Source organism: Salinisphaera orenii subsp. halophila YIM 95161 (assembly GCF_003732545.1).
In the GTDB taxonomy this organism is placed as follows: Bacteria; Pseudomonadota; Gammaproteobacteria; order Nevskiales; family Salinisphaeraceae; genus Salinisphaera; species Salinisphaera orenii_A.
The window spans coordinates 16,029-41,282 of record NZ_AYKF01000001.1; the positions used below are offsets into that span (position 1 = coordinate 16,029).

General features: G+C 67.3%; 16 protein-coding genes and 1 pseudogene. 4 read left to right on the plus strand and 13 right to left on the minus strand.

Features of this window, described 5'->3' with window-relative positions:
- Positions 1 to 32: 32 nt before the first annotated feature.
- The 6 genes from SAHL_RS00075 to SAHL_RS00100 all read right to left on the minus strand — a co-directional run bounded on the left by SAHL_RS00075 (position 33) and on the right by SAHL_RS00100 (position 8,492).
- Positions 33 to 1,358 carry a lysine N(6)-hydroxylase/L-ornithine N(5)-oxygenase family protein gene (locus tag SAHL_RS00075; protein ID WP_245968338.1) on the minus strand — a complete coding sequence of 442 codons (1,326 nt, stop codon included), beginning with the start codon at positions 1,356 to 1,358 and terminating at the stop codon, positions 33 to 35.
- Between the two features lie 7 nt (positions 1,359 to 1,365).
- Positions 1,366 to 2,949 carry a pyridoxal phosphate-dependent decarboxylase family protein gene (locus SAHL_RS00080; RefSeq protein WP_123589377.1) on the minus strand — a complete coding sequence of 528 codons (1,584 nt, stop codon included), beginning with the start codon at positions 2,947 to 2,949 and terminating at the stop codon, positions 1,366 to 1,368.
- Positions 2,950 to 3,092: 143 nt separating this feature from the next.
- On the minus strand, positions 3,093 to 5,372 hold the full coding sequence (locus SAHL_RS00085; protein WP_184947062.1) for a TonB-dependent siderophore receptor: 2,280 nt from the start codon (positions 5,370 to 5,372) through the stop codon (positions 3,093 to 3,095).
- Between the two features lie 288 nt (positions 5,373 to 5,660).
- Positions 5,661 to 6,515 carry an SDR family oxidoreductase gene (locus SAHL_RS00090; RefSeq protein ID WP_123589379.1) on the minus strand — a complete coding sequence of 285 codons (855 nt, stop codon included), beginning with the start codon at positions 6,513 to 6,515 and terminating at the stop codon, positions 5,661 to 5,663.
- Between the two features lie 123 nt (positions 6,516 to 6,638).
- On the minus strand, positions 6,639 to 7,460 hold the full coding sequence (locus SAHL_RS00095) for a thioesterase family protein (protein WP_123589380.1): 822 nt from the start codon (positions 7,458 to 7,460) through the stop codon (positions 6,639 to 6,641).
- A 384-nt stretch (positions 7,461 to 7,844) separates the two neighbouring features.
- Positions 7,845 to 8,492: an HAD hydrolase-like protein gene (locus tag SAHL_RS00100; protein WP_123589381.1), complete on the minus strand. Its 648-nt coding sequence runs from the start codon at positions 8,490 to 8,492 to the stop codon at positions 7,845 to 7,847.
- A 190-nt stretch (positions 8,493 to 8,682) separates the two neighbouring features.
- Here SAHL_RS00100 and SAHL_RS00105 point away from each other — a divergent pair, with 190 nt between their 5' ends.
- Entirely contained in the window at positions 8,683 to 9,069 is a 387-nt protein-coding gene (locus SAHL_RS00105) for a septal ring lytic transglycosylase RlpA family protein (protein ID WP_123589382.1), read from the plus strand.
- Positions 9,070 to 9,721: 652 nt separating this feature from the next.
- Here SAHL_RS00105 and SAHL_RS00110 read toward each other — a convergent pair.
- Both SAHL_RS00110 and SAHL_RS00115 read right to left on the minus strand, forming a co-directional pair.
- The gene (locus SAHL_RS00110) at positions 9,722 to 11,380 is read right to left on the minus strand and encodes an FAD-binding dehydrogenase (RefSeq protein WP_123589383.1); all 1,659 of its coding nucleotides are present in this window, start codon (positions 11,378 to 11,380) and stop codon (positions 9,722 to 9,724) included.
- Between the two features lie 61 nt (positions 11,381 to 11,441).
- Entirely contained in the window at positions 11,442 to 12,590 is a 1,149-nt protein-coding gene (locus SAHL_RS00115; protein ID WP_123589384.1) for an alpha/beta fold hydrolase, read from the minus strand.
- Between the two features lie 126 nt (positions 12,591 to 12,716).
- Between SAHL_RS00115 and SAHL_RS00120 the strand changes: the two genes are divergently transcribed.
- The 3 genes from SAHL_RS00120 (at position 12,717) to SAHL_RS00130 (ending at position 15,649) form a co-directional block, all read left to right on the plus strand.
- Positions 12,717 to 13,781 (plus strand): aldo/keto reductase, encoded by a 1,065-nt coding sequence (locus SAHL_RS00120; protein ID WP_123589385.1) that lies wholly within the window; start codon positions 12,717 to 12,719, stop codon positions 13,779 to 13,781.
- Positions 13,782 to 13,883: 102 nt separating this feature from the next.
- Entirely contained in the window at positions 13,884 to 14,732 is an 849-nt protein-coding gene (locus tag SAHL_RS00125; protein ID WP_123589386.1) for a PHP domain-containing protein, read from the plus strand.
- An 86-nt stretch (positions 14,733 to 14,818) separates the two neighbouring features.
- Positions 14,819 to 15,649, plus strand: a complete 831-nt coding sequence (locus tag SAHL_RS00130) for a hypothetical protein (RefSeq protein WP_123589387.1) — start codon at positions 14,819 to 14,821, stop codon at positions 15,647 to 15,649.
- Positions 15,650 to 16,155: 506 nt separating this feature from the next.
- On the opposite strand, the gene SAHL_RS00135 is transcribed toward SAHL_RS00130, so the two are convergent.
- The 5 genes and pseudogenes from SAHL_RS00135 to SAHL_RS00155 all read right to left on the minus strand — a co-directional run bounded on the left by SAHL_RS00135 (position 16,156) and on the right by SAHL_RS00155 (position 25,253).
- The gene (locus SAHL_RS00135) at positions 16,156 to 17,724 is read right to left on the minus strand and encodes a sulfite reductase subunit alpha (protein ID WP_221177762.1); all 1,569 of its coding nucleotides are present in this window, start codon (positions 17,722 to 17,724) and stop codon (positions 16,156 to 16,158) included.
- A 229-nt stretch (positions 17,725 to 17,953) separates the two neighbouring features.
- On the minus strand, positions 17,954 to 19,885 hold the full coding sequence (locus tag SAHL_RS00140) for a NirA family protein (RefSeq protein WP_123589388.1): 1,932 nt from the start codon (positions 19,883 to 19,885) through the stop codon (positions 17,954 to 17,956).
- Between the two features lie 49 nt (positions 19,886 to 19,934).
- On the minus strand, positions 19,935 to 22,607 hold the full coding sequence (locus SAHL_RS00145) for a nitrate reductase (protein WP_123589577.1): 2,673 nt from the start codon (positions 22,605 to 22,607) through the stop codon (positions 19,935 to 19,937).
- 38 nt (positions 22,608 to 22,645) lie between these two features.
- A pseudogene (locus SAHL_RS00150) lies at positions 22,646 to 23,875 on the minus strand (NAD(P)/FAD-dependent oxidoreductase); the annotation flags it as partial.
- A 13-nt stretch (positions 23,876 to 23,888) separates the two neighbouring features.
- Positions 23,889 to 25,253, minus strand: coding sequence for an MFS transporter (locus SAHL_RS00155; RefSeq protein ID WP_123589390.1), 1,365 nt, complete (start codon positions 25,251 to 25,253; stop codon positions 23,889 to 23,891).
- Between the last annotated feature and the right edge of the window lies 1 nt (position 25,254).

Below are 25,254 nucleotides of genomic sequence, written 5' to 3' on the forward strand. Positions count from 1 at the left end.
GGCATGCAGTCAGTGCCGCGCGGCGAGGCGATTCAGGCCGGCGTACGGCGACGATTCACGGCCGGCGTATCCGGCGTTTGCACCGCAAACTGCTGAAAGGCGATACGCCGCTCGATCGGGTAATGCTCGACGCCGGTGAGCGCACGCAGAATGCAGGCGTTGCGATAGCAGGCCATGCCCAGATCCGGCGTGACGAAGCCGTGGGTATGGATCTCGGCGTTCTGAACGAAAATCTCGGCGTTCGCGTGGTCGACGGCGTAATCGCGCGACACGTCGAAGCGCCCCTGCTCGTCCCAGCGGATCCGATCGGCGATGCCGTCGATATAGTCCGGCACGCGATACGCAAACCCGGTGGCCAGCACCAGCGACGCGCTGCGATGGGTGAAACCCGCGCCCTGCTCGTGCTGAACGAAATCCAGTTCGATCGTGTCTCGAACGGCGTCGTGGCGGGCGTCGCGCAGTTCGACGTTGGCCTGCAGGCCGACGTCCAGGGTGCCGGCCACATCGCGCTCGTACATGAGGTCGTAGATGGCGTTGATCAGCGACTCGTCGATGCCCTTGTAGAGCGATTTGTGGTCCTCGCCGAGCCGGTGGCGGCGGTGTTCCGACAGGCCGTGGAAATAATCGACGTACTCCGGCGAGGTCATCTCCAGGGTGAGCTTGTCGTAGTTGAGCGCGAAAAAGCGCGGCGAACGGGTGAACCAGTCGAGCCGGTAGCCGTGCCGCGGCTGTTCGGCCAGCAGCGCATGGAAGACCTCGGCCGCGCTCTGGCCGCTGCCGACCACGGTGATCGACTCGCCGGCCTGCAGGCGTGCGCGCTCGTGGGCGAAGGCGCTGGCGTGCACCACGCGCCCGCCCAGTTCGCGGCAGCAGGCCGGCACATGCACGTCGGGCCCGGTGCCCAGCACCAGCGCGCGGGCGCGCAGTTCGCGGCGGGCGCCGGTGGCCGTATCTTCCAACGTGAGCGTGTAGCAGCCGGCCGCGGCGTCGTGGGCAAGCGCCACCACGCGCGTGCCGAACACCAGATTGTCCAGGCGTTCACAGACCCAGCGGCAGTACTGGTTGTACTCCGCGCGCAGCATATGGAACTGCTCGCGGATATAGAACGCGTAGATGCGCCCGGTCTGCTTGAGATAGTTGAGAAAGCTGTAGTCGCTGGTCGGGGCGGCGAGTGTGACCAGATCGGCCATGAACGGCGTCTGCAGGGTCGCGCCCTCCAGCAGCAGCCCGGGATGCCAATCGAAGTGATCGTTCTCGTCGATGAATACGGCGTCGAGATCGTCGATGGGCGCGGACAACGCAGCCAGGCCCAGATTGAACGGCCCGATGCCGATGCCGGCGACGTCGTGAATGTGCATGGCGGGCTCAACCATGACGGCGCCACTGCGCGTTGACGGCGGCCGAGCCCGGCACCGCGCCGACCTCGTTCGCCCGGCCATATTCGAGCACGAGATCGACGATCTCGCGCATCTGTTCGACCGTGGTCGCGGCGTTAAGCAGCGTGAACTTGAGATAGCGCCGGCCGCCGACCCGGGTCGCCGCGATCATGGCCTCGCCGTCGCGCGCGAGCTGCGCCCGGATCGCGCCGTTGAGGCGGTCGAGTTCGGCCTCGGACGTGGTCAGGCACGGCCGGTAGCGGAACACGATCGTGCTCAGCTCGGGCCGATGCAGCAGTTCCAGGCGCGGCTCGGCGAGCATGAGCTCGCAGGTGGCCCGTGCAAGCGCGATCGCGCCGTCGAAGGCCGCGCCCACCGCGTCCGCGCCGACCGTGCGCAGGGTCAGCCACAGTTTGAGAGCGTCGAAGCGCTTGGTCGTCTGCAGCGACTTGTTGACCTGATCGGGCGTGCCAGCCGCGGCCGCCTCGCGCGGGTTCAGATAGTCCGCATGATGGGTGACCAGACCGAGCTGCGCGCCGTCGGCGACGATGAACGCACTGCAGCTGACCGGCTGGAAGAACGACTTGTGATAGTCGACGGTCAGCGAATCCGCGCGTTCAAGCCCGGCGATGCGCGCCCGATGCGCGATCGACACCAGCAGCCCGCAGCCGTAGGCCGCATCCACGTGCAGCCAGAGATGCTGCGCGTCGCAGACCGCGCCGATCGGGCCGAGATCGTCCAGGCTGCCGAAGTCGGTGGTGCCAAGCGTGGCCACCACGGCGATCGGGATATCACCCTGCTCGCGGCTGTGCGCGATCGCACGCTCGAGCGCGGCCACGTCCATGCGCCGGGCGCCGTCGCAGGCCACGCCCACGACCGCCTCGTGGCCCAGGCCCAGCAGCGCGGCGGCCTTGGCCAGGCTGAAATGACTCGCCTCGGAGACGAAGATTCGCAGGCGCGAGGCCGCCGCCGGCAGCCCGTGCGTCTGCACGCGGCCGTGGCCATATTCGCGCGCGCACCAGGCATCGCGCATGAGCAGCACGGCCATGAGATTCGATTGCGTGCCGCCGCTGGTGAACACGCCGTCGGCGGCCTCCGGCAGGCCGGCCCGGGCCGCCGTCCAGGCGATGAGCTTCTGCTCGATGAAGGTCGCACCTGCGCTCTGGTCCCAGGTATCCAGCGACGAGTTGATCGCGCTGAGCACCACCTCGGCCGCGACCGACGGCACCAGCACCGGGCAGTTCAGGTGCGCCGCATAGCGCGGATGATGAAAATACACCGCGTGGTCGAGATAGAGCCGGCGCAGCTCGTCGAGCGCGGCCGGCATATCGCCCGGCGGCGTATCCAGATCGAGCGCCTCGAAATCGGGCGCCAGCTCGTCGGGCCGCACGCCGCTGTGCACATGCCGCGCCCGACGCAGGGCCGCCGCGACCGCGTCCGCCGCCTGGTGGACCTGATCGCGATAAAGGTCGAGATTGTGTTCGTTGAACAGCTGGGCGGAACGGGCGATCTCCGGATCGCCCGTGGCATCGGCACCGTCATGTATCGACGGTACCGGGGTCGAGGTGCGCATGGCGCCACCCTCCGTGTCGAGATAAAAACACTTCGCCCCGCGCGCCGCGGCGCGCAGGCCCTGCCCCTCGTTCTTATTTCGATATCCGAACCGCGCCCGCCGCCGTGACGACAGCGGGCCGCGGCCCTGCGGCCGACTACCGCCTAGAACTGATAATCCAGCGTCGCGATCACCTCGCGGGCGTAGCCGTAGTAGCAGTTCGTCTGGCTGAAGCAGGCTTCGACATATTCCTTGTCGAAGACGTTGTTGGCGTTGAGCCGCAGCGTGGCGCCGTCCATCGACGGCGCGAATTCGCCGAGCTTCACGCTGACCATGGCGTCGGCGAGCGTGTAATCGGGCACGGTCAGCGTGTTCGCGCTATCGGCATAGCTTTCGCCGACATAGCGCACGCCCGCGCCCACGTCGATCGCAGGCGTAAGATCGTATTTCGCCCAGGCCGAGGCCAGGTCGTCCGGCGTGCGGGTGAAGGTGTTGCCTTCGATCACGCCCAGGTCGGGGAAGTTGTCGGCATACTCGACGTTGCTGTGCGAATAGGAGGCAATCACGTTGATGCGGTCGGTGATATCCGCCCGCGCCGACAATTCGATGCCCTGGGATTCCACATCGCCCACGCTGTCGAAGCGCGCCGGTTCCACCTGGAATCGCTGCTGCACGTTTTCCTGGGTCAGGTCGTAGACCGCCAGCGTAAACATGGCGTCGACGCCCGGCGGCTGGTACTTCAAACCCGCCTCGTACTGGTGGCTTTCGACCGGCGACGCGATCTCGCCGTTGAACGGCGTATAGGCGCTGGGGTTGAATCCTTCGCTGTACGACACGTACGGCGACAAGCCGATCTGCGATTGATACAGCAACGCCGCGCGGCCGGTGAAGGCGTCGTCGCTTCGCTCGAGGCGTTCGCCGGTCGAGCCGGTGGTGTATTCACGTTTGAGATAGTCCTGACGACCGCCGAGGACCAGATGGAAGCGATTCCATTCCATCTGATCCTGCAGATAGAGGCCGACCTGGCGTGTCTTTCGATCGTTGGCCGGCGCGAGACTGTCGTCATCGAGGATCGGATCGCCGCCGTAATCGGGATCGAACGACTCGAGCGGGCTCGCGAGGTAGCCGCTGGCGTAGCGAACCGAGTTTTCGCGTTCTTCGTAGCCGAAACCGGCCACCATCCGGTGCTCGATCTCACCGGTATCGAAACCGAACTCGGCGTAGTTGTCGAAGCTGATCGAAGTCAGATCCTCTTCCGCGCGGGAGTAGAAGCGATCGAGAGCGTTGGGTGAAAACTGGTCGTAATAGCCGGCCGGGATTCCGGGCGTATTGTCCTCGCGGAAATCCAGCGTTGCCTGCGGCACATCGGCAAGAAAGCCGTTCTGATAGACCTGTTCCAGCGACGTTTCGACCTCGGCATAACGCCCCTTCGAGGTCAGCGTCACGTTGTCGTTGACTTCGTGGTCGAGGTGGAAGGAGAACATATTGATATCGCGATCGAAGGTTTCGTAATTGCGTGCGGCATCGACCCATTCATCATCGACCGTGCGCCCGAAACGCCCGCCGTCGACGCTGATGTCGTAGGGCACCGAGCCGTGAAAACCGCCCTCGGGATCACGCTGGACATAGGCCTGGAGCAGCAGCGAGGTGTCGTCGGCGAGATTGAAGTCCACCTGCGGCATGATCGTGAAGCGCTCGCGCTCGACCACGTCGTACTGGGTGTCACTGGTCTCCCCGCTGACCGTCACGCGGTAGTTGCCGATCTCGGGATTCGGCAGCGGCCCGGTCAGATCCAGACCGGCGCCGTAGGTGCCGAAGCTGCCGCCGTAGACGCGCGCCAGGCCCTGCTGCTCGGCCAGCGGCTTCTTGGTCACGTAGTTGACCAGACCGCCGGGCTGCGCGCGGCCGTAGAGCGCCGACAGCGCGCCCTTGATGACGTCGATGCGTTCGACAAAGAACGGGTCGATCTGGATATTGGAATAGGCGCCCGGATCGTTGGCCAGGCGCAGGCCGTCCAGGAAGGTGTTGTTCACGTCGCCGCCGGGAAAGCCGCGCAGCGCGATGGTGGTCTGGCGCGAGGACGAACCGGCCAGGCCGGTGAACACGCCGGGGGTGTAGCGCAGCGCGTTGTTGATGGTGCGCGCGCCCTGGTCCTCGACCTGTTCGCGCGGGACCACGTCGATGGCCTGCGGGGTCTGGATGAGCGGCGTGTCGGTCTTGGTGGCCGCGCGGGTGGCGTCGGCCGAATAGCCGGTGGTCGGCGCATCGGCGCTGTTGATCGCCTCGCCCTGGACCATGAGCGGATCCAGGGACTGCGAGCCCAGACGGTCGTTCGTCGCAGCGCCCGAGCCGCCGCTACCGATTTCGCCCAGCGACTCGGTGCGCTGGGCGTCGCCGTCCGTGTCGCCCACCTGGGCGAGCGCGAGCACGGGCAGCGCCGACATGCCAAGCCCGAGTGCACCGCATGCCAGGACGCGAACCCACGGCCGCGCCCCCGCGTGATCGCGACCAAACTCTACCGTATACATCCCCATTCTCCCTGGTGAGCGAGCCCGGCCCCATCAGGACGATCGGCCGGGCCGCGTGATAATGAGAATGATTATTATTTAAACCGTACGCATGGGTCAAATAAGACGTATTCGCAACCGTGGGGCGCGCTGTACCCGGGCTCGGCGCCTGCCGATAGGCGGGCACCGGGCCCGCGGGGCTGGATCGCCGCGCCGGCCGCGCGCTCAGGTGTTGAGGATCACGCCGCCGTTCAGATGCAGCGTCTGACCGGTCATGTAGGACGATTCCCGGCTGGCGAGATAGACGTAGGCCGGGCCGATCTCGCTCGGCTGGGCGGCCCGGTCCATCGGCACCTGGCCGCCGAAGTGCGCGGTCTTCTCGGGCCCGAAGCTGGCGGGTATGAGCGGCGTCCAGACCGGCCCGGGCGCGACCGCGTTCACGCGGATGCCCTCATCGACCAAGGACTGCGCTAGCGACCGCACCAGGCCCTGGATCGCGCCCTTGGTGGCCGAATAGTCGATCAGGGTGTCGCTGCCCTTGAAGGCGTTCACCGAGGAGGTGGCGATGATGGTGTCGCCTTCGCCCATATGTGGCACCGCGGCCTTGGCCATGTGGAAATGGCTGAAGATATTGGTCTGGAAGGTGCGCAGCAGCTGGTCCTCGGGGATCCGGGTGACGTCGTTCCAGTCGTACTGTTCGGCCGCGTTGTTGACGAGGATGTTGATCCGGCCGAAGCGCTCGAGCGTGCGCTCGACCACCTCGCGGCAGAAGGCCGCATCGCCCACATCGCCGCGCAGCAGTTCGCAGCGGCGCCCGCGCGCCTCGACCAGCCGCCCGGTCTCGCGCGCGTCGTCGTCCTCGTCGAGATACACCAGCACCACATCCGCGCCCTCGGCGGCATAGTGCACCGCCACCGCGCGGCCGATGCCGCTGTCGCCGCCGGTGATCACGGCCACGCGGTCCTGCAGCCGGCCGGTGCCCTGATAGTCGGCGCGGATGTACTCCGGCTCGGGCGTCATCTCGCCCTCGTCGCCGGGCTGGGTCTGCTGCGACTGGGCGGGGAACTGCTTGTCACTCATGGGGCGAACCTCGATTGCGAAAAGGTCCGTCCAAGGCTAGGTCGTGGCCGCGGAGACGCCTATACGCGTTATTCCCGATGCGCCGCGGCGGCCGGCGTGCCGCTCAAGCCACGGGCGCGGCGTTCAATAGAAGATCGCCACGTTCTGGCGGCCGGCCACCACCGGTTCGCCCGCTCGATTCCATATCGTCATCGCCTGCGAGGAATAACCGTCGCGCGTGGCATCGGCGGTGCTCCGGCACAGCCACCAGCCGTCGTCGGTGCGCGGATCGCCGGTGAGCAGATCGAACATCCAGGTCATGGTACTGATCGGCGCCGGCTCGACGAAGCTGGCCATGGCGGCCGGCGGCAGCGCGTCGGCCAGCGCCACCAGGCCGACGAGCGAATCCGCCATGGCCGTGTCCTTGTGCTGCAGCCAGACGGTGAAGTCGGCGGCGTCCGCACCGGACATCGGCAGGCCGCCGGCCGCATGTCGGCTGTTGAAATGCTGCGCGAAGTTGGGGCCGAGATGGCGGCCGTCGACGCCGCGACGAAAGAAGGGATCGCTGGTTTCCGGCCCGCTGACGGCCGGCGCGAGCGGGCCGCCCGCGGCCAGGCGCGAATCCCGCGCCGCACCGAAGCACAACGCCGCACGCACGGCGAGCCGACCGTCGCTGACGATATCCACGCTCACGAATGCGGTGGATTTGCCGCGCCGGTCCAGGACCGGCCGCAGCTCCACGTCGCTGCCCGCCGGCCCGATGAACGTGAGCTGGACCGAGCGCAGCGGCGGCAGCGCGTCGAGCGCACCGTGGGCCGAGTGCAGCGCCAGCGCCGCGGACAGGCCGCCATAGACCGCGCGCCCCTGCAGCCAGTCCGCGGGGACCTGCACTCGATGGCCGCTCTCGGTGGCCGTAAACCCGGCCAGCAGTTCGGACAGTGGCGTGCGCTCGGCGGATTCACTCATGCAGTCGACTCCCGGTCGAAGTGGGCAAAGCGCGCTAGCCTAGCGCAGCCGCGCGCGCGGGCCCAGATGCACCACGGCGCCCGGCCCGTCGGGGCGGGCCGCCGATGAACCATCGACCCCGGGCGCACTGCGGCGTTGCCCGTCCGGATCGTGGCGTGCCACGACCCGGGCTCGCAACGCCGCCAACCGCCCATGGTCATTGCATGAGCGGTCCAACTCGCCGGAACAAGCGACCACGAATCAACAAGATACGGCAATCCAGCGTTGTAGCACGCTGGTGCAGAGTGACTGCTCGGCGCGCATGACGCGTCGTCTTGCCGCCCATGGTCTATTTTTCAGGACGCGACGCGCTTGGCGCCGACGCGTACGAAACCTCAGCAGCCCCTATACCACGAGCGTGCGCCGCATCTCGGCGAGCGACTCGAAGAAATAGGCCGGATGCTCGGCCAGCAACTCCTCGCGGCTGCCGTAGCCGTAGCCGACCGCAGCACTGGCGATGCCGTTGTGGTGCGCACCGATCAGATCGAACCGGCGGTCGCCGATCATGAGCACGTCGGCGGCCCGCAGTTTTTCCTCGCGCAGGATATGGGCGATCAGCGCGTGTTTCTCGGCCCGCTGGCCGTCGAGCTCGCTGCCGTAAACGTTGCTGAAGAACCCATCGAGATCGAAGTGGGCCACGATCTTGCGCGCGAAGAACCAGGGCTTGGAGGTGGCCACGAACAGCTGGCGCCCGCCCCGCTTGAGGGCGGCCAACAGATCGCGGATGCCGTCGTAGGGGCGGTTCTCGAACATGCCGTCGCGGGCGAAACGCTCGCGGTAGTCCGTCACGGCCTGCCAGGCGCAGGCATCGTCCATGCCGTAAAACTGCATGAACGCATCCTTGAGCGGGGGCCCGATGAAGCACTCCAGCCGGGCCAGATCGTCGATCCGGATGTTCTGGCGCGCCAGCGCGAACTGCACGCAGCGCGTGATGCCCTCGCGCGGGTCGGTCAGCGTGCCGTCCAGATCGAACAATAGTACCTTGTGTTGCATACGCACCTGTCGGACGCCCTCGAACTGGGGAGGACGCTTTGTGTTGTCTACGCGCGCGCTCCGGCCCCCCGGCCTGTTCGCTCATAAGCAAGAACCCGGCCGATTCTGCCGGGCGCGGGCGGGCGGCCGCCAGCACCGACCCGCCGGCGGGCCCGTCCGCGGCTTCGGTGCGCGCCGCATCCGGGTCTGGATGCTGGTCGTCACCGTCCTCGCCGGCTGTGCGGGGCCGCGCCCAGCGCCAACGCCGGACGGCGTTGCCGAGCCGCCAGCCGAGGCCGCCGCGCCCGTCTATCAATCCGGCGAGGCCACCTACTACGGCGCCCGTTTCGCCGGGCGCACGACCGCCAGTGGCGAAGCCTTCGACCCGCGGGCACTGACCGCCGCCCACCGCCGTCTCGCCCTGGGCACACGCGTGCGGGTGACCAACGTCGACAACGGACGCACCGTCACCGTGCGCATCAACGACCGCGGCCCCTATGCCGACGGCCGCATCATCGACCTGTCGCGCGCGGCCGCCGAACGGCTTGGCATGATCGAAAGCGGCGTGGCGACCGTGGAGCTGCGGCGTATCGACTGAACCCGCGGGACAACCGCGCCCCGCTAGGCGCGATCGATACGCGCCGGCCCGCAGGGGTGGGCGGGCCCGCCGGCCATCTTCTGACACGGCGGCTCGCCACCGCGAACGGGGGGCGATGCTGCGACGTCGGGCGATCCGCTCTGCCGGGCCGGAATGCGGCGTCCGTCACGACCCGGCACCACGACGCCGGGCCGTGTCGTGCCGTCCCTGTCGCCTATCGCCACGGCGTTTCGCAGCGGCGACACCGCCTGGCCCGGCGTCGGACACCCTCTCGGCTGGCGACCCCGGACCTGCCAGTGCACTGGCCTCGGTCAACGCGGCATGCCGGACCGGGCGCGAGGCGCGGTAGCGCTCGACCGGCTCATCCGCCGTCTTCCGCCGCATGGGTAGCGCTTGTCCGTGATTCGATCGTGCGGCGCGAGGCCAGGTTGGGCGGCACGACGAGGCGTCGTCTGCGCCAGCGGGCTACAACGCTGGGTTGGCGCACCACAGCGCTTGGCCCTTCGGATTGGACCGCCCATGAACAATCAACCCGGGGCGCGCTGCGGCGTTGCCCGTCTTGATCGGGGCGCGCCACGATCGGCGAATCGCGCCTTGCCGCGCGCGATGTGCGATCTCTCAATGCGGCGCTCGTATGACGTGTTACCAGGCGCTAGACCTGTCCCGCGGCGTGGCGCCCCGCACAGCGCCCCGAGAAGATGCAGCCGCCGAGAAAGCTACCCTCGAGCGCGTTGTAGCCGTGATGGCCGCCCCCGCCGAAGCCGGCCACCTCGCCGGCGGCGTAGAGCCCCGGTATCGCCGTCATGTGGGCATCCAGCACCTGGCCGTCCACGTTGGTGTGCAGCCCACCGAGCGTCTTGCGCGTGAGGATATGCAGGCGCACCGCGATCAACGGCCCGTTGGCGGGATCGAGCAGTTTGTGCGGCGTGGCGGTGCGGAACAGCCGGTCGCCGATATAGCGGCGCGCGCCGTGGATGGCCGTGATCTGCGCGTCCTTCGAATAGGGATGGTCGATCTCGCGGTCCCGGGCGGCGATCTGGCGCGCCAGCGCGTCGCGGTCGATGCGATCGTTGCCCGCCAGCCGGCTCATGCCGGCCACCAGCTCATCCAGGTTGTCGGCGACGACGAAATCCTCGCCGTGCCGCTTGAAGGCCTCGACCGGCGCCGGCGCGCCTTTCGACAGACGGCTCTTGAGCACTTCGGACCACCGCTGCGACGTCATGTCCGGATTCTGCTCGGAGCCGGAGAGCGCGAACTCCTTCTCGATGATCTTCTGGGTGAGCACGAACCAGGAATAGTCGTGGCCGGTGGCCAGGATGTGCTTGAGCGTGGCGAGCGTATCGAAGCCCGGCAGGCAGTGCGCGGGCAGGCGCGCGCCGTCGGCGTCGAACCACAGCGACGACGGCCCCGGAATGATGCGGATGCCGTGGGCCGGCCAGATCGGGTTCCAGTTGGCGATGCCCTCGGTGTAGTGCCACATGCGATCGCCGTTGATCACCTCGGCGCCGGCCGCCCGCGCGACCTCCAGCATGCGCCCGTCGACGTGGTGCGGCACGCCCGAGAGCATGTGCCGCGGCGGCGCGCCGAGCCGCTCGACCGGCCAGTGACGGCGCACCAGCTCGTGGTTGCCGCCGATGCCGCCCGAGGTCACGATCACCGCGCCGGCGGCGTACTCGAAGGTGTCGACGACATCGCGGCTGGAGCGCTCGCCGCGGGCCACGCCGTCGTCGGCCAGCACTTCACCGGCCACGCCCGTGACGCGGCCGGCGGTCGTGAGCAATCGGCTGACACGATGGCGAAACGCCAGCCGCAGTCGCCCCTCGGCCTCGTGGGCACGCACGCGACGCTCGAACGGGGCGACCACGCCGGGCCCGGTGCCCCAGGTGATGTGAAAACGCGGCACGGAATTGCCGTGCCCGTGTGCGAGGCCGCCGCCGCGCTCCGCCCAGCCCACGACCGGAAACCAGCGCATGCCCTGGGCAGCGAGCCAGGGGCGCATCTCGCCCGCCGCGAAGTCGACGAAGGCCTCGGCGGCGCGCCGTGGCCAGTAGTCCACCGGCCGGTCGAAGGCCGCGGATCCCAGCCAGTCCTGCAGGGCGAGCTCGGCGCTGTCGCGGATGCGCATCCGGCGCTGCTCCGGACTGTCGACGAGAAACAGCCCGCCGAGCGACCAGTGCGCCTGGCCGCCCACTGAATTCGCGCCTTCCTGCTCCACGATCAGCACCTGCCGGCCGGCATCGGCCAGTTCCGCGGCCGCGACCAGACCGGCCAGGCCCGCCCCGACGACGATCGCATCCACTGTGGTTGCCATGGCGGTTGTCTCCCTGTCGCCGCGCCCGCTCGCCGCGAGTGTATCGCGCCGATCCGCGCCGTTAGTCACGCGCGATCAGCCAGTCGGCGATCCGGCCCCAGGTCTCGGTCCGTGCCGTGGCGCTCCAGACGATGCCGACATGGCCGCCGCGAACGGTCTCGCAGGTGATGTCCGGGCTGGCCACGAAACGCGTCATCGCGCGGCTGCACGCCGGGGTGACGATCGCGTCGCCGCGGCCTGTGATGTTGTAGATGGGCACGTCGACCGCAGCCAGCGTCGGGGCCTCGCCCGCCACCGGCAGCCGCCCGGAACCCAGTACGTTGTCCACCCAGAGCCGATCGATGAAGTCCGCCACCACGCCGCCGGGGTAGGCGACCATGTCGTCCAGAAAGGCGGCCTGCGTGGCATGCGCTCGCACCGCCGCTTCGTCATCCAGATTGCGCAGCAGCCGAAGATAACTCTTCGCGCTGGCCGCCGGGCTGGTGGCCTTGAACACCAGTGCGTTGAGCCAGCCGGGGGATCGCAGCAGCCCCGGCGGCAGCCGATGGGCATCGAGGCCGGTCCAGCGTCGCAGCCATCGCGCCCGCCGCGACAGCGCCCGGTAACGTTCGCCGAGGACGCCGTTGTCATGATAGTCCACGGGCGTGCCGACCAACACCAGATTCGCGATATCGCCGGGTGCCGCCTGCGCCGCGTGGCAGAGGCTGAACAGGCCGCCGAAGCTCCAGCCGTGGAGGGACACCGCGCGCACGCCGCTGTGCGCGCGGACGCGCTCGAGCATGGCCGGCAGCAGCGTCCCGAAATAGTCTGCGAGGCCGAGCCGGTCCTCGGCCCGGCCGGGCTCGCCCCAGTCCACCAGATACAGCTCGAAGCCGCGGGCACGCAGATAGCGCACGAGGCTGCGCTGTGGGAACAGATCGTAGACCCGCATGTTGACCGCCAGGGGCGGCACCAGCACCAGCGGCGTGCGAGGCCCCTGCCGGGCCGCCGGCTGCCGGCTGCCGAGGCCTTCGATACCGGAGGCCGCCAACGGCGGGTAGTAGCGCAGGCGCACCGTCCCCCGCGAATGGATCACGGTGAACGGCGTCTGCCCGGCCTCGATGAGTGAGCCGCGATCGAACAGATACCGGCATGCGTGTTCGAGGCGCATCCCGCTGCGCCTGAGCCGTGTGGCGACGCGGTCCCGGACCGCGGTGATCGACGAAGCCATGCCGTTGCATCCCCCAGGGCTTATCCGAAAAGGCGTCATTTTAGCTTGCCGCGATCGGATCGCCTGATTGAATCCCGACGTGGTCGCACTAACGTATGGGCCATACAGCTATCCACGGAGCATTCCATGCAGTACCGCACCCTCGGCAACTCGGGCCTGCGCGTCTCACAGCTCACCCTCGGCACCATGACCTTCGGCGGCGAAGGCTTCATGGCCAAGGTGGGCGACACCGACGTCGACGGCGCCCGCCGGCTGATCGACCAGAGCATCGACCGCGGGGTGAACTTCTTCGATACCGCCAACATGTATTCGGCGGGGCTGTCCGAAGAGATCCTGGGCAAGGCCCTCGGCGACAAGCGCAACAACGTGCTGCTCACCACCAAGGTGCGCTTCCCCATGGGCGACGGGCCCAACGATGGCGGCCTGTCGCGCCTGCATATCCGCGATCAGGTCGAGGCCAGCCTCAAGCGACTGAACACCGACCATATCGATCTCTACCAGATGCACATGTGGGACGGCGTGACGCCGCTCGAGGAAACGCTGCAGACGCTCGACACGCTCGTCGGCCACGGCAAGATCCGCTACTACGGCATCTCCAACTTCTCGGCCTGGCAGGCGATGAAGGTGATGGCCGTCTGCGAGCGCGAAGGCTTCACCAAGCCGATCAGCCAGCAGATCCACTACACGCCGCAGGCACGCGAGGCCGAGTACGAACTCATGCCGATGGCCCACGACGCCGGGCTGGGGACCATGATCTGGAGCCCGCTGGCCGGCGGTCTGCTCTCCGGCAAGTACCGCCGCGATCAGGCCACGCCCGAAGGCACGCGTATTTCCGAAGGCTGGGACGAGCCGCCGATTCACGACGAAACGCGCCTGTTCGACCTGATCGAGACACTCGTGGAAGTCGGCGACGCCCACGGCGTATCCGCAGCCCAGGTCGCGCTGGCCTGGATCACCGCCCGTCCGGGCGTGACCACCGCCGTGATCGGCGCACGCAAGGCACATCAGCTGGAAGACAATCTCGCCAGCGCCGAGCTCGAGCTCAGCGACGATGAACACGCGGCGATCGAGAAGGTCAGCCGGCCGCATCTGCTCTATCCCTACTGGCACCAGGCGCTGCACGCCTCCGATCGCTTCAGCGCCGCGGATTGGGTGCTGCACGCGGACCACGCCGAGGACTACCAGGGCTGAACACCGCACGCGGCCGGCCAGCCCCGGCAATCCGTCGAGAAGGCGCCGCCCACGCGGCGCCTTTTTTGTGGGCGCGGGCCATCCGCATGCGACCATGCGCCGGTGATCGACCTGCACGCCCATTCCACCCGTTCCGACGGCCGCCTGACGCCGGGCGCGCTCGTCGCCCGTGCGGCCGAGGCCGGCGTGACGACTTTCGCGCTGACCGATCACGACACGATCGACGGCCTGGACGAGGCCCGAACAGCCGCCAATACGCACGACATCACGTTCATCGATGGCGTCGAGGTTTCGGTGACCTGGCAGCGTCGGACCCTGCACGTGGTCGGCTTGGCGTTCGACCGCGGCAACGCCGCCCTTACCGAGGGCCTGGCGACGCTGCAACAAGTGCGGCGCGATCGCGCCAAACGTATCGCGGCCAAGATCGAGAAACTCGGCGTCGCCGATGCATGGAGCCGCGCGCAGGCGCTGGCCGCGGCCGGCCAGATCACGCGCCCGCATTTCGCCCGTCTGCTGATCGAGGACGGCGTCTGTCGCAATAACAACCAGGCGTTCAAGAAACATCTGCGTCCGGGGCGCGACGCCCACGTCACGGTCGAGTGGGCATCGCTGGACGACGCGGTGGCCTGGATTCAGGGCGCGGGCGGCATCGCGGTGCTGGCCCACCCTTTCGGCTACGGCTTTTCCGCGGCCTGGCGCCGGCGCGCTCTCGCGGCCTTCGCACAGGCCGGCGGCGACGCGCTCGAGATCTGTACCGGCACCACCGACCGCCAGCAGGAAATCACCGCCGCCCGCGACGCCGCGCAGCATGGCCTCGCGGGCTCGGCGGGCTCCGACTTCCATGCGCCCGAGCAGTTCTGGCTCGGCCTCGGCCGGCTGCGCGCACTGCCGGGTGGCCTGCCCGCGGTCTGGCATGACCCCCGCTTTCCAGGAGCCGACGCCGCGAACTGAGCGAAGGCGCGAACCCTACGCGCCCGCGTTGCGACGGCCGCGCCCCGCGCGCACTATGCCAGCGGGGAGAACAACAACGAATTACTGTGAACCACTTCCACATTCGCCGCTCACGCCTGCGCGCGTGTCTGGCCGGCGCGGCCGTATGCCTGGCCGTGGCCGACCTGGTCAGCCCGGCCAGCGCGGACGTCGGCCCGGACGACGAAATCTATTCGCCGCGGGTCGAGGCCGGCGAGTTCGAGGTGGGCGTGCGTTATTACGACCTCAGTGGCAACGGCCAGGGCGCGGGCGACGGTGCGAACGCAATCCACGAAACCCACGAAACCCGCCCCGAGATCGGCTATAGTCCGACCGGTTTCTGGCGTGCGAGCGTATCGCCGGTCCTCGTCAACGGCCCGCGCTCGGCGACTCACCTGCACCAGATCCAGATCGAAAACGTGTTCGCCCTGCCCGGCAACGGCGACGGCCTCTGGCCGAACACGGGACTGTTCCTGTCCTATGAGATCGGCACCATCGACGATTCCGAGGATGAACTCGTGCTCGGCCCGGTGTTCGAGAAACGGCTCGCTCACTGGCTGCTGAGCGCCAACATATTTCTCGACCGGGCCATGGTGAGCGCACCCGACGTGGGTCTGAGCTATGGCTGGCAGGCCCGCTGGCACCCGCCCGCCGGGCCGCTCGATCTCGGCGTGCAGGGCTTCGGCGAACACGAGTTCCTGGCCGAGGACGACGAGGACGAGAACCCACATGCGCCGCGTTACGCGCCGGGCCATCGTGCCGGCCCGGCGCTGTTCGGCGAGCTGGCGATGGGCGGCGACGCACAGCTGGACTACCAGCTCGGCCTGCTGTTCGGCCTAGACGACGACGCCGCTGACCGTACCCTGCGGCTGGCGGTGGAGTACGCGTTCGCGCGCTAGCGCCGGGTCGTCACGCCGCGCGGCGCCACCCGGCGCTTTGCGGCTCCTCGATCCGGGGCGTGCTATACCCACCGTGCAGGCGCAGAAGCGGCGGCGCGGGTACATACGGCTGCGCTTGGTATCGGCCGGTTATGGCCCCCCGAGATCCAAACAACCGCCGCGCGCCTTGTTTTTACATCTGGCCCGACGACCCGGCACTTGGTCGGACTGGTTCGGACGCCGTCGCGGGCCTTCGCCTGACGAATACGCGCATCGCTTTCGTACCCCAACCCGACGCCAGCGTCTGCCGGTTGGATCGTGTGTTCGGCCGCCCGGCAACCTCCAATCGCCACCGGCGGTATCGACTCGCCACGCGGTCGAACCGGCGTCACGGGCCTCGTCGTCACGGCCCGTGAGGCGGGCGTCGGCCGTTGCCGGCCCGAGCTGCGCCTGCCTCCGCGATATTGCTCGGCCGATAGCGGGTGCGGTGCTACGCGTGTTCGATTCCCCTCAGGTGAACAGCAGTCCTAGTAAACGTCGCGCAGATAACGATGCTCCGATGACAGCGTTGCGACATAGCGCTTCGCGTCGGCCTCGCTCATGCCGCCCTGTTCGGCCACGATGTCGTGCAGGGCCGCATCAACGTCCTTGGCCATGCGCTCGGCGTCGCCGCAGATATAGATCACGGCACCGGCTTCCAGCCAGGCCCAGAACTCGCGCGCCTGTTCGCGCATGCGGTTCTGCACATAGACCTTGTCTTCCTGGTCGCGGGAGAAGGCCAGCGTCAGGCGGCTGATCAAGCCGTCGTGGCGCCAGGCTTCGAGCTGGTCGCGATAGATGTGGTCCTTCGCGCTTTCCGGGTTGCCGAAGAACAGCCAGTTGCGCCCGGCGTCACCGCGCGCCTCGCGCTCCTGCAGAAAGGCAATGAACGGCGCGATGCCGGTGCCCGGGCCGATCATGATCGCGGGGTGATCGGGGTCGGCGTTGACGCGGAATTCGTCGGAGCGCTGGATATAGACCGGCACTTCGCCGTTGCGCGACAGGCGCTTGGCCAGGAACGTCGAGGCCACGCCCTTGTAGCCACGCCCGTAGACCGCGGTCTTGACCACCGCGACGGTGGTATGGATCTCGTTGGGGTATTTACGCGCCGAGGAGGCGATCGAATACAGCCGCGGCTGTAGCGGGCCGAGTTCGTCGACCAGTTTCTGCACGTCGGGGCGTGCGCTCGGGTACACGCGCAGCAGTTCGAGCAGGCTCTGGCCTTCCTCCGCGCCTCGCTCGGAGAGCATGCGCAGGTCGTCCGCTTCTTCCGCGTCGCTGGCGGAGGCAGCCAGCAACGCGATCACTTCGTCGCTCGGCTTGGTGATATCGACTTCCTTGAGCAGCACCTGGCGCAGCAGCTTGTTGTCGCCGTCAGGGGCTTTGACCTTCTCGCCGCCGGAGGCCTCGATATCGGCGAGGATCGCATCCACGGTGCGCGGGTCGTTCTCGGGATAGATGCCCATCGAGTCGCCGGCTTCGTATTTGATGCCGGAATCTCCCAGATCGATGACCACGTGGCGGGTGTCCTTGCTCGAGCCTTCGGCGTTGAGCGGCGTACTCGCCTTGAGCTTGGCCATGTACGGGTTGTCGCGCGTGCCGAGGGGGCCTTTCTTCTTCGGCTTGGGCGCGGGTTTGGCCTCTTCCGCCGGCGCATCGGCCTTGCTCGCGTTCGCCTCGCGTTCGGCGACGAGTTCCTTGAGCTTGCGCTCGGTCTCCTTGGCGCCGGGTACACAGCGATTGAGATCCTCGCCCTCGAAGGCGATGGCCTCGGCGTAGGTCTTGCACAGATAGCCGCACTGGCCACAGTCGAGCTGGGCCATCGCGGCCATGAGCTGGCGCTCGTGGGGCTTGCCCTCGGCCAGTTCCATACGTTCGTCCATTTCCATGGCCGGGTCGTGCCAGGGAAAGGATTCCTTGGCCTCGCCGCCGCCCTGCTCGGCGCCGCCGAGCGAACCTTCCCAACCGGCGAGCGCGGCGATCAGGCCGTTGAGCCATTCGCGCTGCTCGGCTTCGAACGGCGCGTCCTCGGGAATCAGATCGACTTGTGTGGGCATGTTCTACCTCGTGCTGGGGCCTTGTCTCGTGCCCGCTTCAAACATTTTCGTAGATGGACACAGAGTTGAAAGCGGTGATATTCATCTCGACAGCGGCTCGCTAACAGGCTGTTGTCGGATTACGCCTTCGGCTAATCCGACCTACGCATACAGCCGGCAAAAGCGCTTCTCGCGACCATTTGTCGTCTTCGTCTGCGTTCATCCAAGAACGATTGATCGATTTTCAAAGTCAGGCCGTGCGTTGCGTATCTTCGCTGGCGTCGTCCGGCGTACGGTCGTAATCATCCGTGGCCGCGTCGTCGCGTTCGCTCTTGACCGCTTCGGGCGTGTCGGCCCGGGCTTCGGCTTCGGAATAGGCTTTCTCTTCGGATTCGCGCTGTGCCTTGCCCGCTTTCTCCGAGCGTTCGGCGAGCCGGGCCTTGAGTTCGTCGATATCCTGCCGGCGCGCGTAGGCCACGAAGCGCTCGCCGGCGCGGCGCTCGTCGAGATAAAGCCCGAGCAGGTTTTCCAGATAGGCGTTCAGGTGCACGACCGGAATAGCCGTCGCCAGCTCGCGGGCGATGCCCTGCTCGTCTTCGTAGCCGCCGCCGATATAGACATGAAACCCGTCGACCTGATCGGCCTCTTCCGGGTCGTCGGCGTCCGGGTCGGCCACGCGCGCGCCGAGCAGGCCGATATCGCCGACATAGTGCTGGGCACAGGAATTCGGGCAGCCGGTCATATGGATATTGAGCGGTTCGTCCAGCTCGAGTGTGTCCTCGAGATGATCGACCAGCTTGAGGGCGTTGGCTTTCGTCTTGGCATTGGCGAACTTGCAGCCGAAGCTGCCGGTACAGGCGACCATGCCTGTCCGCGCAGGGCTGGCATTCACATGCAGACCAAGTTTTTCGATGCCGGCGACCAGCGCCTTCATGTCCGACTTCTTCACATTGCCGAGCACGAGGTTCTGCCAGACCGTGGTGCGCATCTTGGAATCCGCATGGCGATCGGCGAGATCGGCCAGGCCGTGCATCTGCGGAATCGTCAGTCTGCCGACCGGCAGCACGACGCCGACATACTGTTTATCGTCGCCCTGATCGTGGATACCCACATGCCCGGCCTTGTCGACCGGGGCGCGTGTCTCGCAGCGCGACAGCGGATAACGCCGCAGCGTGAACGGCAGCTGCTTCTGCACCTGACGCATGAACTTGTCGAAGCCCCAGCGATCGAGCACGTATTTCAGCCGGGCCTTGTCGCGGCTGGTGCGATCGCCGCTCGCCAGAAACACGTGCAGCACCGCGTGGGCGACGGCCACACATTCCTCGGGCTTGAGCATGACGCCGGTATCGCGGGCGAAATCCTGGTGGCCGGTGATACCGCCCAGGCCCATGCGGAAATACGGGCGTCTCGGCAGGGGCCCGTCGGCCTTCGGCAGCACGGCCGAAAAGCCGATATCGTTGGTGCCTTCGAGCGCGCTGATGCGCCCGCCGCCGTCGAAGGCAATATTGAACTTGCGCGGCAGGCCGTAGAGTTCGCGGTGATTGATGATGTGGTGATGCATGGCCCGGCAGTAGGGCGTGACATCGATCAGCTCGTCGGGATCGATGCCGGCCAGTGGGCTGCCGGTGATGTTGCGCACGTTGTCGCCGCCGCTGCCCTGGTTGAGGATGCCGACATCCTGCAGGCCCATCAGTACGTTGACCGGGTCTTTCGGGCCGATCTCGCGAATCTGCAGATTGGCGCGCGTGGTCACGTGCGTATAGCCGCCGCCGTAGGTCTCGGCCAGATCGGCCACGGCGCGGAACTGGTGCGACGAGAAGATGCCGCCCGGCATGCGCAGCCGGCACATATAACTGTCCTGATTGGGTGCGACATAGAACATGCCGCGGCCTTTCATCAGGAACACATCGTCGCCTTTCGGGTATTCGCCCAGATTGGCGAGCGCCACCATCTCGTTCCACATGTCGTTGGGGTTGAGATCGGCCTTGGCGGTCTCCTGGCTCGTCAGCTCGCCGCCCATGGCCTGGGCCCGAATGCGCGCCTGGCTATGAAAATCGTCCGGGCGCAGGCGCTTGCCGGTGGTCAGGCCGGTCATCCCGGGCACGCCGCGGGCGATATGCAGCCCGGCGGTCACGCCCTTGAGATAGCGCTGCTGTTCTTCGTCGAAATCCTGTGTGCTCATGATGGGTCGATCCGTGTGGTCGAACGGTTGTCGATGAAATCGGGATAAATCATTCGCCCGCCTGCGCTTCTATCAGCGCGGCGATCTCCGGCTTGCAGGAACCGCAGTTCGTGCCGGCTTCGAGTGCTTCGCCAACGGCGGCTACCGAGTCCAGCCCCTGTTCGTTGATCGCGCGCACGATCGTGTTGCGCCCCACGCCGAAGCAGGAACACACCTGCGGGCCGGGATCGGCGCCGGGGTCGGCCGGGCGCCCGGCGAGCAGGCCCATGCGTTCGTCTTCGGCGACCGGCTCGCCGGTGAACAGGCTGGCCAGCCAGCTGCGATCGGGCAGCGCGGCCGGCTCGGGGGCGACGAACACGCAGGCCTCGATATGGCCGGCGTCCATATGCGCGGCGCGATAGCGCCCGCCCGCCGTATCCGCGGCTTCCAGCCAGTCGGCCGTGCGTTCGCCCACGCCGATCCAGCTGCGTGCGGTCGCGGCCCAGTCGCCCGGTGTGTGCAGGCCGGCGATTTCGTAGCGATAGAAACGCTCGCCCGGCACTTTCACCCAATAGTCGATACTCGCCTCGGCCGCCAGCAACAGCGGGCGGCTGGCGAGAATGAAGCCGTGCCAAGCGGCTTCGAACGGTGCGATGGCCGCGGGCGTGTGCTTGAACTCCGGCTCGCCCGAGATCGGGCAGACCGCCGGATTGGCGAGCGCGCCGACCCGGGCGCGGGCCGCGAACTGGTCGTTCCAGTGCATGGGCACGAACAGCGACCCCTCGCGCTGGCCGGCCGTGACGATCACGCGTACATGCGCCTCGCCCAGCGTGGTCGAGACCGCCGCCAGCGCACCGTCGGCCACGCCATACCGCTCGGCATCCCGCGGATGTACTTCCACGAACGGCTCGGGAATATGGGCGGCCAGCCGCGCGGACTTGGCCGTGCGCGTCATCGTGTGCCAGTGATCGCGCACGCGGCCGGTATTCAGCGCCAACGGCCATTGATCGCTGACGGCGTTCGCCGGGCCTCGCGGCGTGACCGCGACCAGATGGGCCTTGCCGTCGCTCGTCGGATAGACGCCGTCGGCGAATAGGCGCCGGCTGTCTTGCTGAACGGGCATCGCGCCGGCGGCGCGCAGGGCCTGCGTGCTAAACACCGGCCAACGCAGCGGCTCGAGCATGTCGTAATCGTCGTCGGCGAGATCGGCCAGCCCGTCGAGATTGAGCACGCGCTGGCCGTCGTTCTCGAACGCGGTGAGTTCGGCATGCTCGCGAAAGATCGCCGCCGGGCTGTCGAAATCGAAGCCGTCGAAGCCCATCCGGCGCGCGACGTCGCAGACGATGTCCCAGTCGGCCCGTGCGGCGCCGGGCATCGGCAAGAAGGCGCGCTGGCGCGAGATGATGCGCTCGGAGTTGGTGACCGTGCCGCTCTTCTCGGCCCAGGCGGCGGCCGGCAGCAGCACATGGGCGCGATCGACCGTATCGGTATGGCGCATACAGTCCGACACGGCCACGAACTCGCAGGCCTCGAGCGCGCGTTTGGCGCGATCGGCATGCGGCAGGCTCACCAACGGATTGGTGGCCATGATCCAGACCGCCTTGATCTCACCGCGCTCGATCGCCTCGAACAGTTCGACCGCCTTCAAGCCCGGCTCGCGCGCGATCGTGGGCGAATCCCAGAAACGCTGGACACGATCGGCGCCGTCGAAGCCCATATGCGCGGCCAGCGTGCTGGACAGCCCGCCCACCTCGCGCCCGCCCATGGCATTCGGCTGGCCGGTGATCGAGAACGGGCAGGCGCCGGGCTTGCCGATACGATCGGTCAGCAAGTGGCAATTGATAATCGCGTTGACCTTATCCGTGCCGGCGGACGACTGGTTCACGCCCTGAGAGAACACGGTGACCGTGCGCTCGGTCGCCGCGAACAGCTCGAAGAAGGCCGACACGGTGTCGGCGTCGATCCCGCAGGCTTCGGCGATCGTATCGATACCGCCCAGGTTTCGCGCTTCGTCGATCGCGTCTTCTGCGCCGGGCAGATCGCTCGCAAAACCGCGCTCGGCCAGATGGGCCAGCAGGCCGTTGAACAAGTGCACGTCCGTGCCGGGCGCGAGCGGCAGATGCAGATCGGCGCCTTCGGCCGTGGCCGTACGGCGGGGATCGATGACCACGAGTTTCTTGTTCGGGTCATGCTCTTGTGCGGCGACGATGCGCTGATGGACCACCGGATGGCACCAGGCGGTGTTGGAGCCGACGAGCACCACGAGATCGGCGATTTCCAGATCCTCGTAGCAGCCCGGCACCACGTCCTCGCCGAAGGCGCGCTTGTGACCGGCCACGGCCGAGGACATGCACAGCCGCGAGTTGGTATCGATATTCGCCGAGCCGATATAGCCTTTCATCAGCTTGTTGGCGACGTAGTAGTCCTCGGTGAGCAGCTGGCCGGAGACATAGAACGCCACCGCGTCGCGACCGTGTTCGGCGATGATCTCGCCAAAGCGGGCCGCGACTTCGTCGAGGGCGTCGTCCCAGCTCGCACGCCGGCCGTCTACCATCGGGTGCAGCAATCGCCCGTCGAGGCCCACCGTGTCGGCCAGGGCGGTCCCCTTGGAACACAGGCTGCCGAGATTGGACGGATGCGCCGCGTCGCCGGCCACGCTCACGGCGCCGTTCTCGACCACGGCGTTCACGCCACAGCCCACGCCGCAATACGGACAGGTCGTGCGCGTGGTCACACTATTCATCAGGCCGCCTCCGCGTCGGCGCACGCGTTCTGCGGCCTATAGGCCGGGCCGAACAGCAGCAGATCGCGAAAGTCGGAGACGTCCACGCCCTCGCGCATGAGCTTGAAATACCAGCCGCCGTCGCGGGTATCGCCATAGAGCACGACGCCGACGATACGATCGTCGCGCAGCACGATGCGCTTGTAGACGCCGCGGCGGACGTCGGAAAAAGTCAGCGCCTCGGTACTTTCGGCGTCGGCGAAATCGCCCGCGGAATAGACATCGATACCGGTGACCTTGAGCTGGGTGGCGGTCGTCGAGCCGCCGTAGTGGCTGTGCCCGCGTTGAGCCAGATGATTGGCACAGACCTTCGCCTGATCCCAAAGCGGCGCGACCAGGCCATAGACCGAATGGCGATGCTCCACGCATTCGCCGACCGCATAGATCCGCGGGTCGTAGGTCTGCATGGTGTCGTTGACCACGATGCCTTTTTCGCAGTACAGCCCGGCCGTTTTCGCCAGTTCGACGTTCGGGCGAATGCCGACCGCCATCACCACGATATCGGCATCCAGAGTGGAGCCGTCGGCGTCGTCGAACTTCAGGCCCATCACGCGGCCGGCCTCGTCGCCGAGAATGGCCGCGGTCTTGGCGCCCATACGAAACGACAGTCCGCGCTGGGCCAGCGAATACTGCAGCAGGTCGGCCGCGATCGGGTCGAGCTGGCGCTCCATGAGCGTTTCCATCAGGTGCACGATGGTCACGTCCATACCGCGCCGATGCAGACCGTAGGCGGCTTCCAGGCCCAGCAGCCCGCCACCGATGACCACCGCCTTGCCGCCCTTTTCGCTCGCCTCGACCATGCGATGCACATCGCCGATATCGCGAAAGCTGATCACCCCTGCGAGCGTATGGCCGGGCACGGGCAGGATGAACGGCGTGGAACCGGTCGCCAGCAGCAGCCGGTCGTAGCCGATCTCGCGGCCGGTGTCGGAGACGACCATACGCCGGCGCCGGTCGATCGCGACCACGGCTTCGCCCGTGTAGAGGGCGATGCCGTGGTCGTCGTACCAGTCGCGGCCGTGGGTCTCGATCTCTTCGAAGGCCTTGTCGCCCGCCAGCACCGGCGAGAGCATGATGCGGTTGTAGCTGGCATGCGGCTCGGCGCCGAACACGGTGACGTTGTAGCGCTCGGGCTCGGCCTCGAGCACATGCTCGAGCGTACGCACGCCGGCCATGCCGTTGCCGATCACGACCAGATCGAGCTTCGGTTGGGTGGCGGTCTCACGCATTGCGAAACCCGGCCTAAGCCGGCTCCGGCTTGCCGCCACGCGCCTTGATCGGGTCGTCGCCGGATGAGGCGGTATCGAAGGCCGCCTTCTCCTCGGCCAGCACCTCGGGCGAGAAGCGCACGAAGAAGGTGAACAGCGAGCACACCATCACCGCGAAGCCGAGAAACATCAGCCCCTGGGCGTAGCTCAACGATTCCGCCTTGAACAGAAAGCCCGCCAGCACCGCGCCCGCGTTGCCGCCCGCGCCCACGATGCCGTTCACGCCGCCGAGCGCCTTTTTATTCATGAACGGCACCAGCCCGAAGGTCGCGCCCTCCGACATCTGCACGAACAGGCTGAACACGATCATGGTGGTGATGGCCGTGGCCAGCACCTCCATCTGAGAAAAGGCCACCAGCGCGATGCCCTCGATCAGCATCGCCGCGAACAGAAAACGCACGCGTCCGGTCAGGCCCATATAACGCGCCGACAGGTCCGAGAAGAAGCCGCCGAGGGTGCGCGCGAAGATGTTCATCAGACCGAACAGGCCCGCGATCAGGCCGGCGGTCTTGAGATCGACATCGAAGTTGTCGAAGAAATAGATCGCGGCGACGTTGTTGATGGTCAGCTCGACGCCGAAACAGCCCGCATAGACCACGAACAGCGCCCAGACGCGATAGTCGGCCGCGGCCTTCTTGAAGCTGGCCATGCCGCCGTTTTCGCGGTCGGCCGGCGGAATCTTGCCGGCGGCGCGCAGGTCGGAATAATTGCCGTCCGGCGCGTCCTGCGTGAACTTGAGATACGCCAGCCCCAGCACGAACAGCATGATGCCGGGCACCACCATCGCCAGCCGCCAGCCCACGGCCTCGGTCACGCCCAGCGATACGATCATGGTGAAGATCAGCGGCATGATCAGCTGGGTGGTGCCGCCGCCGAGGTTGCCCCAGCCCGCGGTGGTCGCATTCGCCGTGCCCACGATATTGGGCGCGAACATGACCGCGGTGTGGTACTGGGTGATCACGAACGACGCGCCGATCGCGCCGATGCACAAGCGCGCGAACAGAAACGTCTCGAAGCTGTCGGCGAAGCCGATACACATCACCGGGATCGAGCCAAGGATGAGCAGCGTGGAATAAGTCTTTCTAGGTCCGAACTTGTCGCACAGCGGGCCGATGAGCAGGCGCACCAGCACCGTGATCGCCACCGAGGCGATAATGGTCGAGCCGACCATCGACTTATCCAGATTCAGATCCTCGCGCACCACGGCCATGAGCGGCGCGATGCCGAACCAGCCGAAGAAGCACAGGTGAAAAGCCAGCCAGCTCATGTGGAAGGCCCGCATCTGCACCGACTTGAAGTCGAACAGGCGGATGCGGGTGGCCTTGTTGGCGAGTTCCATG

Coding starts and splice junctions, on each gene's coding strand:
- SAHL_RS00075 (WP_245968338.1), bottom strand. CDS start 1,358: ATGCACATTCACGACGTCGCCGGCATCGGCATCGGGCCGTTCAATCTG.
- SAHL_RS00080 (WP_123589377.1), bottom strand. CDS start 2,949: ATGCGCACCTCGACCCCGGTACCGTCGATACATGACGGTGCCGATGCC.
- SAHL_RS00085 (WP_184947062.1), bottom strand. CDS start 5,372: ATGTCGGCGCTGCCCGTGCTCGCGCTCGCCCAGGTGGGCGACACGGAC.
- SAHL_RS00090 (WP_123589379.1), bottom strand. CDS start 6,515: ATGAGTGACAAGCAGTTCCCCGCCCAGTCGCAGCAGACCCAGCCCGGC.
- SAHL_RS00095 (WP_123589380.1), bottom strand. CDS start 7,460: ATGAGTGAATCCGCCGAGCGCACGCCACTGTCCGAACTGCTGGCCGGG.
- SAHL_RS00100 (WP_123589381.1), bottom strand. CDS start 8,492: ATGCAACACAAGGTACTATTGTTCGATCTGGACGGCACGCTGACCGAC.
- SAHL_RS00105 (WP_123589382.1), top strand. CDS start 8,683: ATGCTGGTCGTCACCGTCCTCGCCGGCTGTGCGGGGCCGCGCCCAGCG.
- SAHL_RS00110 (WP_123589383.1), bottom strand. CDS start 11,380: ATGGCAACCACAGTGGATGCGATCGTCGTCGGGGCGGGCCTGGCCGGT.
- SAHL_RS00115 (WP_123589384.1), bottom strand. CDS start 12,590: ATGGCTTCGTCGATCACCGCGGTCCGGGACCGCGTCGCCACACGGCTC.
- SAHL_RS00120 (WP_123589385.1), top strand. CDS start 12,717: ATGCAGTACCGCACCCTCGGCAACTCGGGCCTGCGCGTCTCACAGCTC.
- SAHL_RS00135 (WP_221177762.1), bottom strand. CDS start 17,724: ATGCCCACACAAGTCGATCTGATTCCCGAGGACGCGCCGTTCGAAGCC.
- SAHL_RS00140 (WP_123589388.1), bottom strand. CDS start 19,885: ATGAGCACACAGGATTTCGACGAAGAACAGCAGCGCTATCTCAAGGGC.
- SAHL_RS00145 (WP_123589577.1), bottom strand. CDS start 22,607: ATGAATAGTGTGACCACGCGCACGACCTGTCCGTATTGCGGCGTGGGC.
- SAHL_RS00155 (WP_123589390.1), bottom strand. CDS start 25,253: ATGGAACTCGCCAACAAGGCCACCCGCATCCGCCTGTTCGACTTCAAG.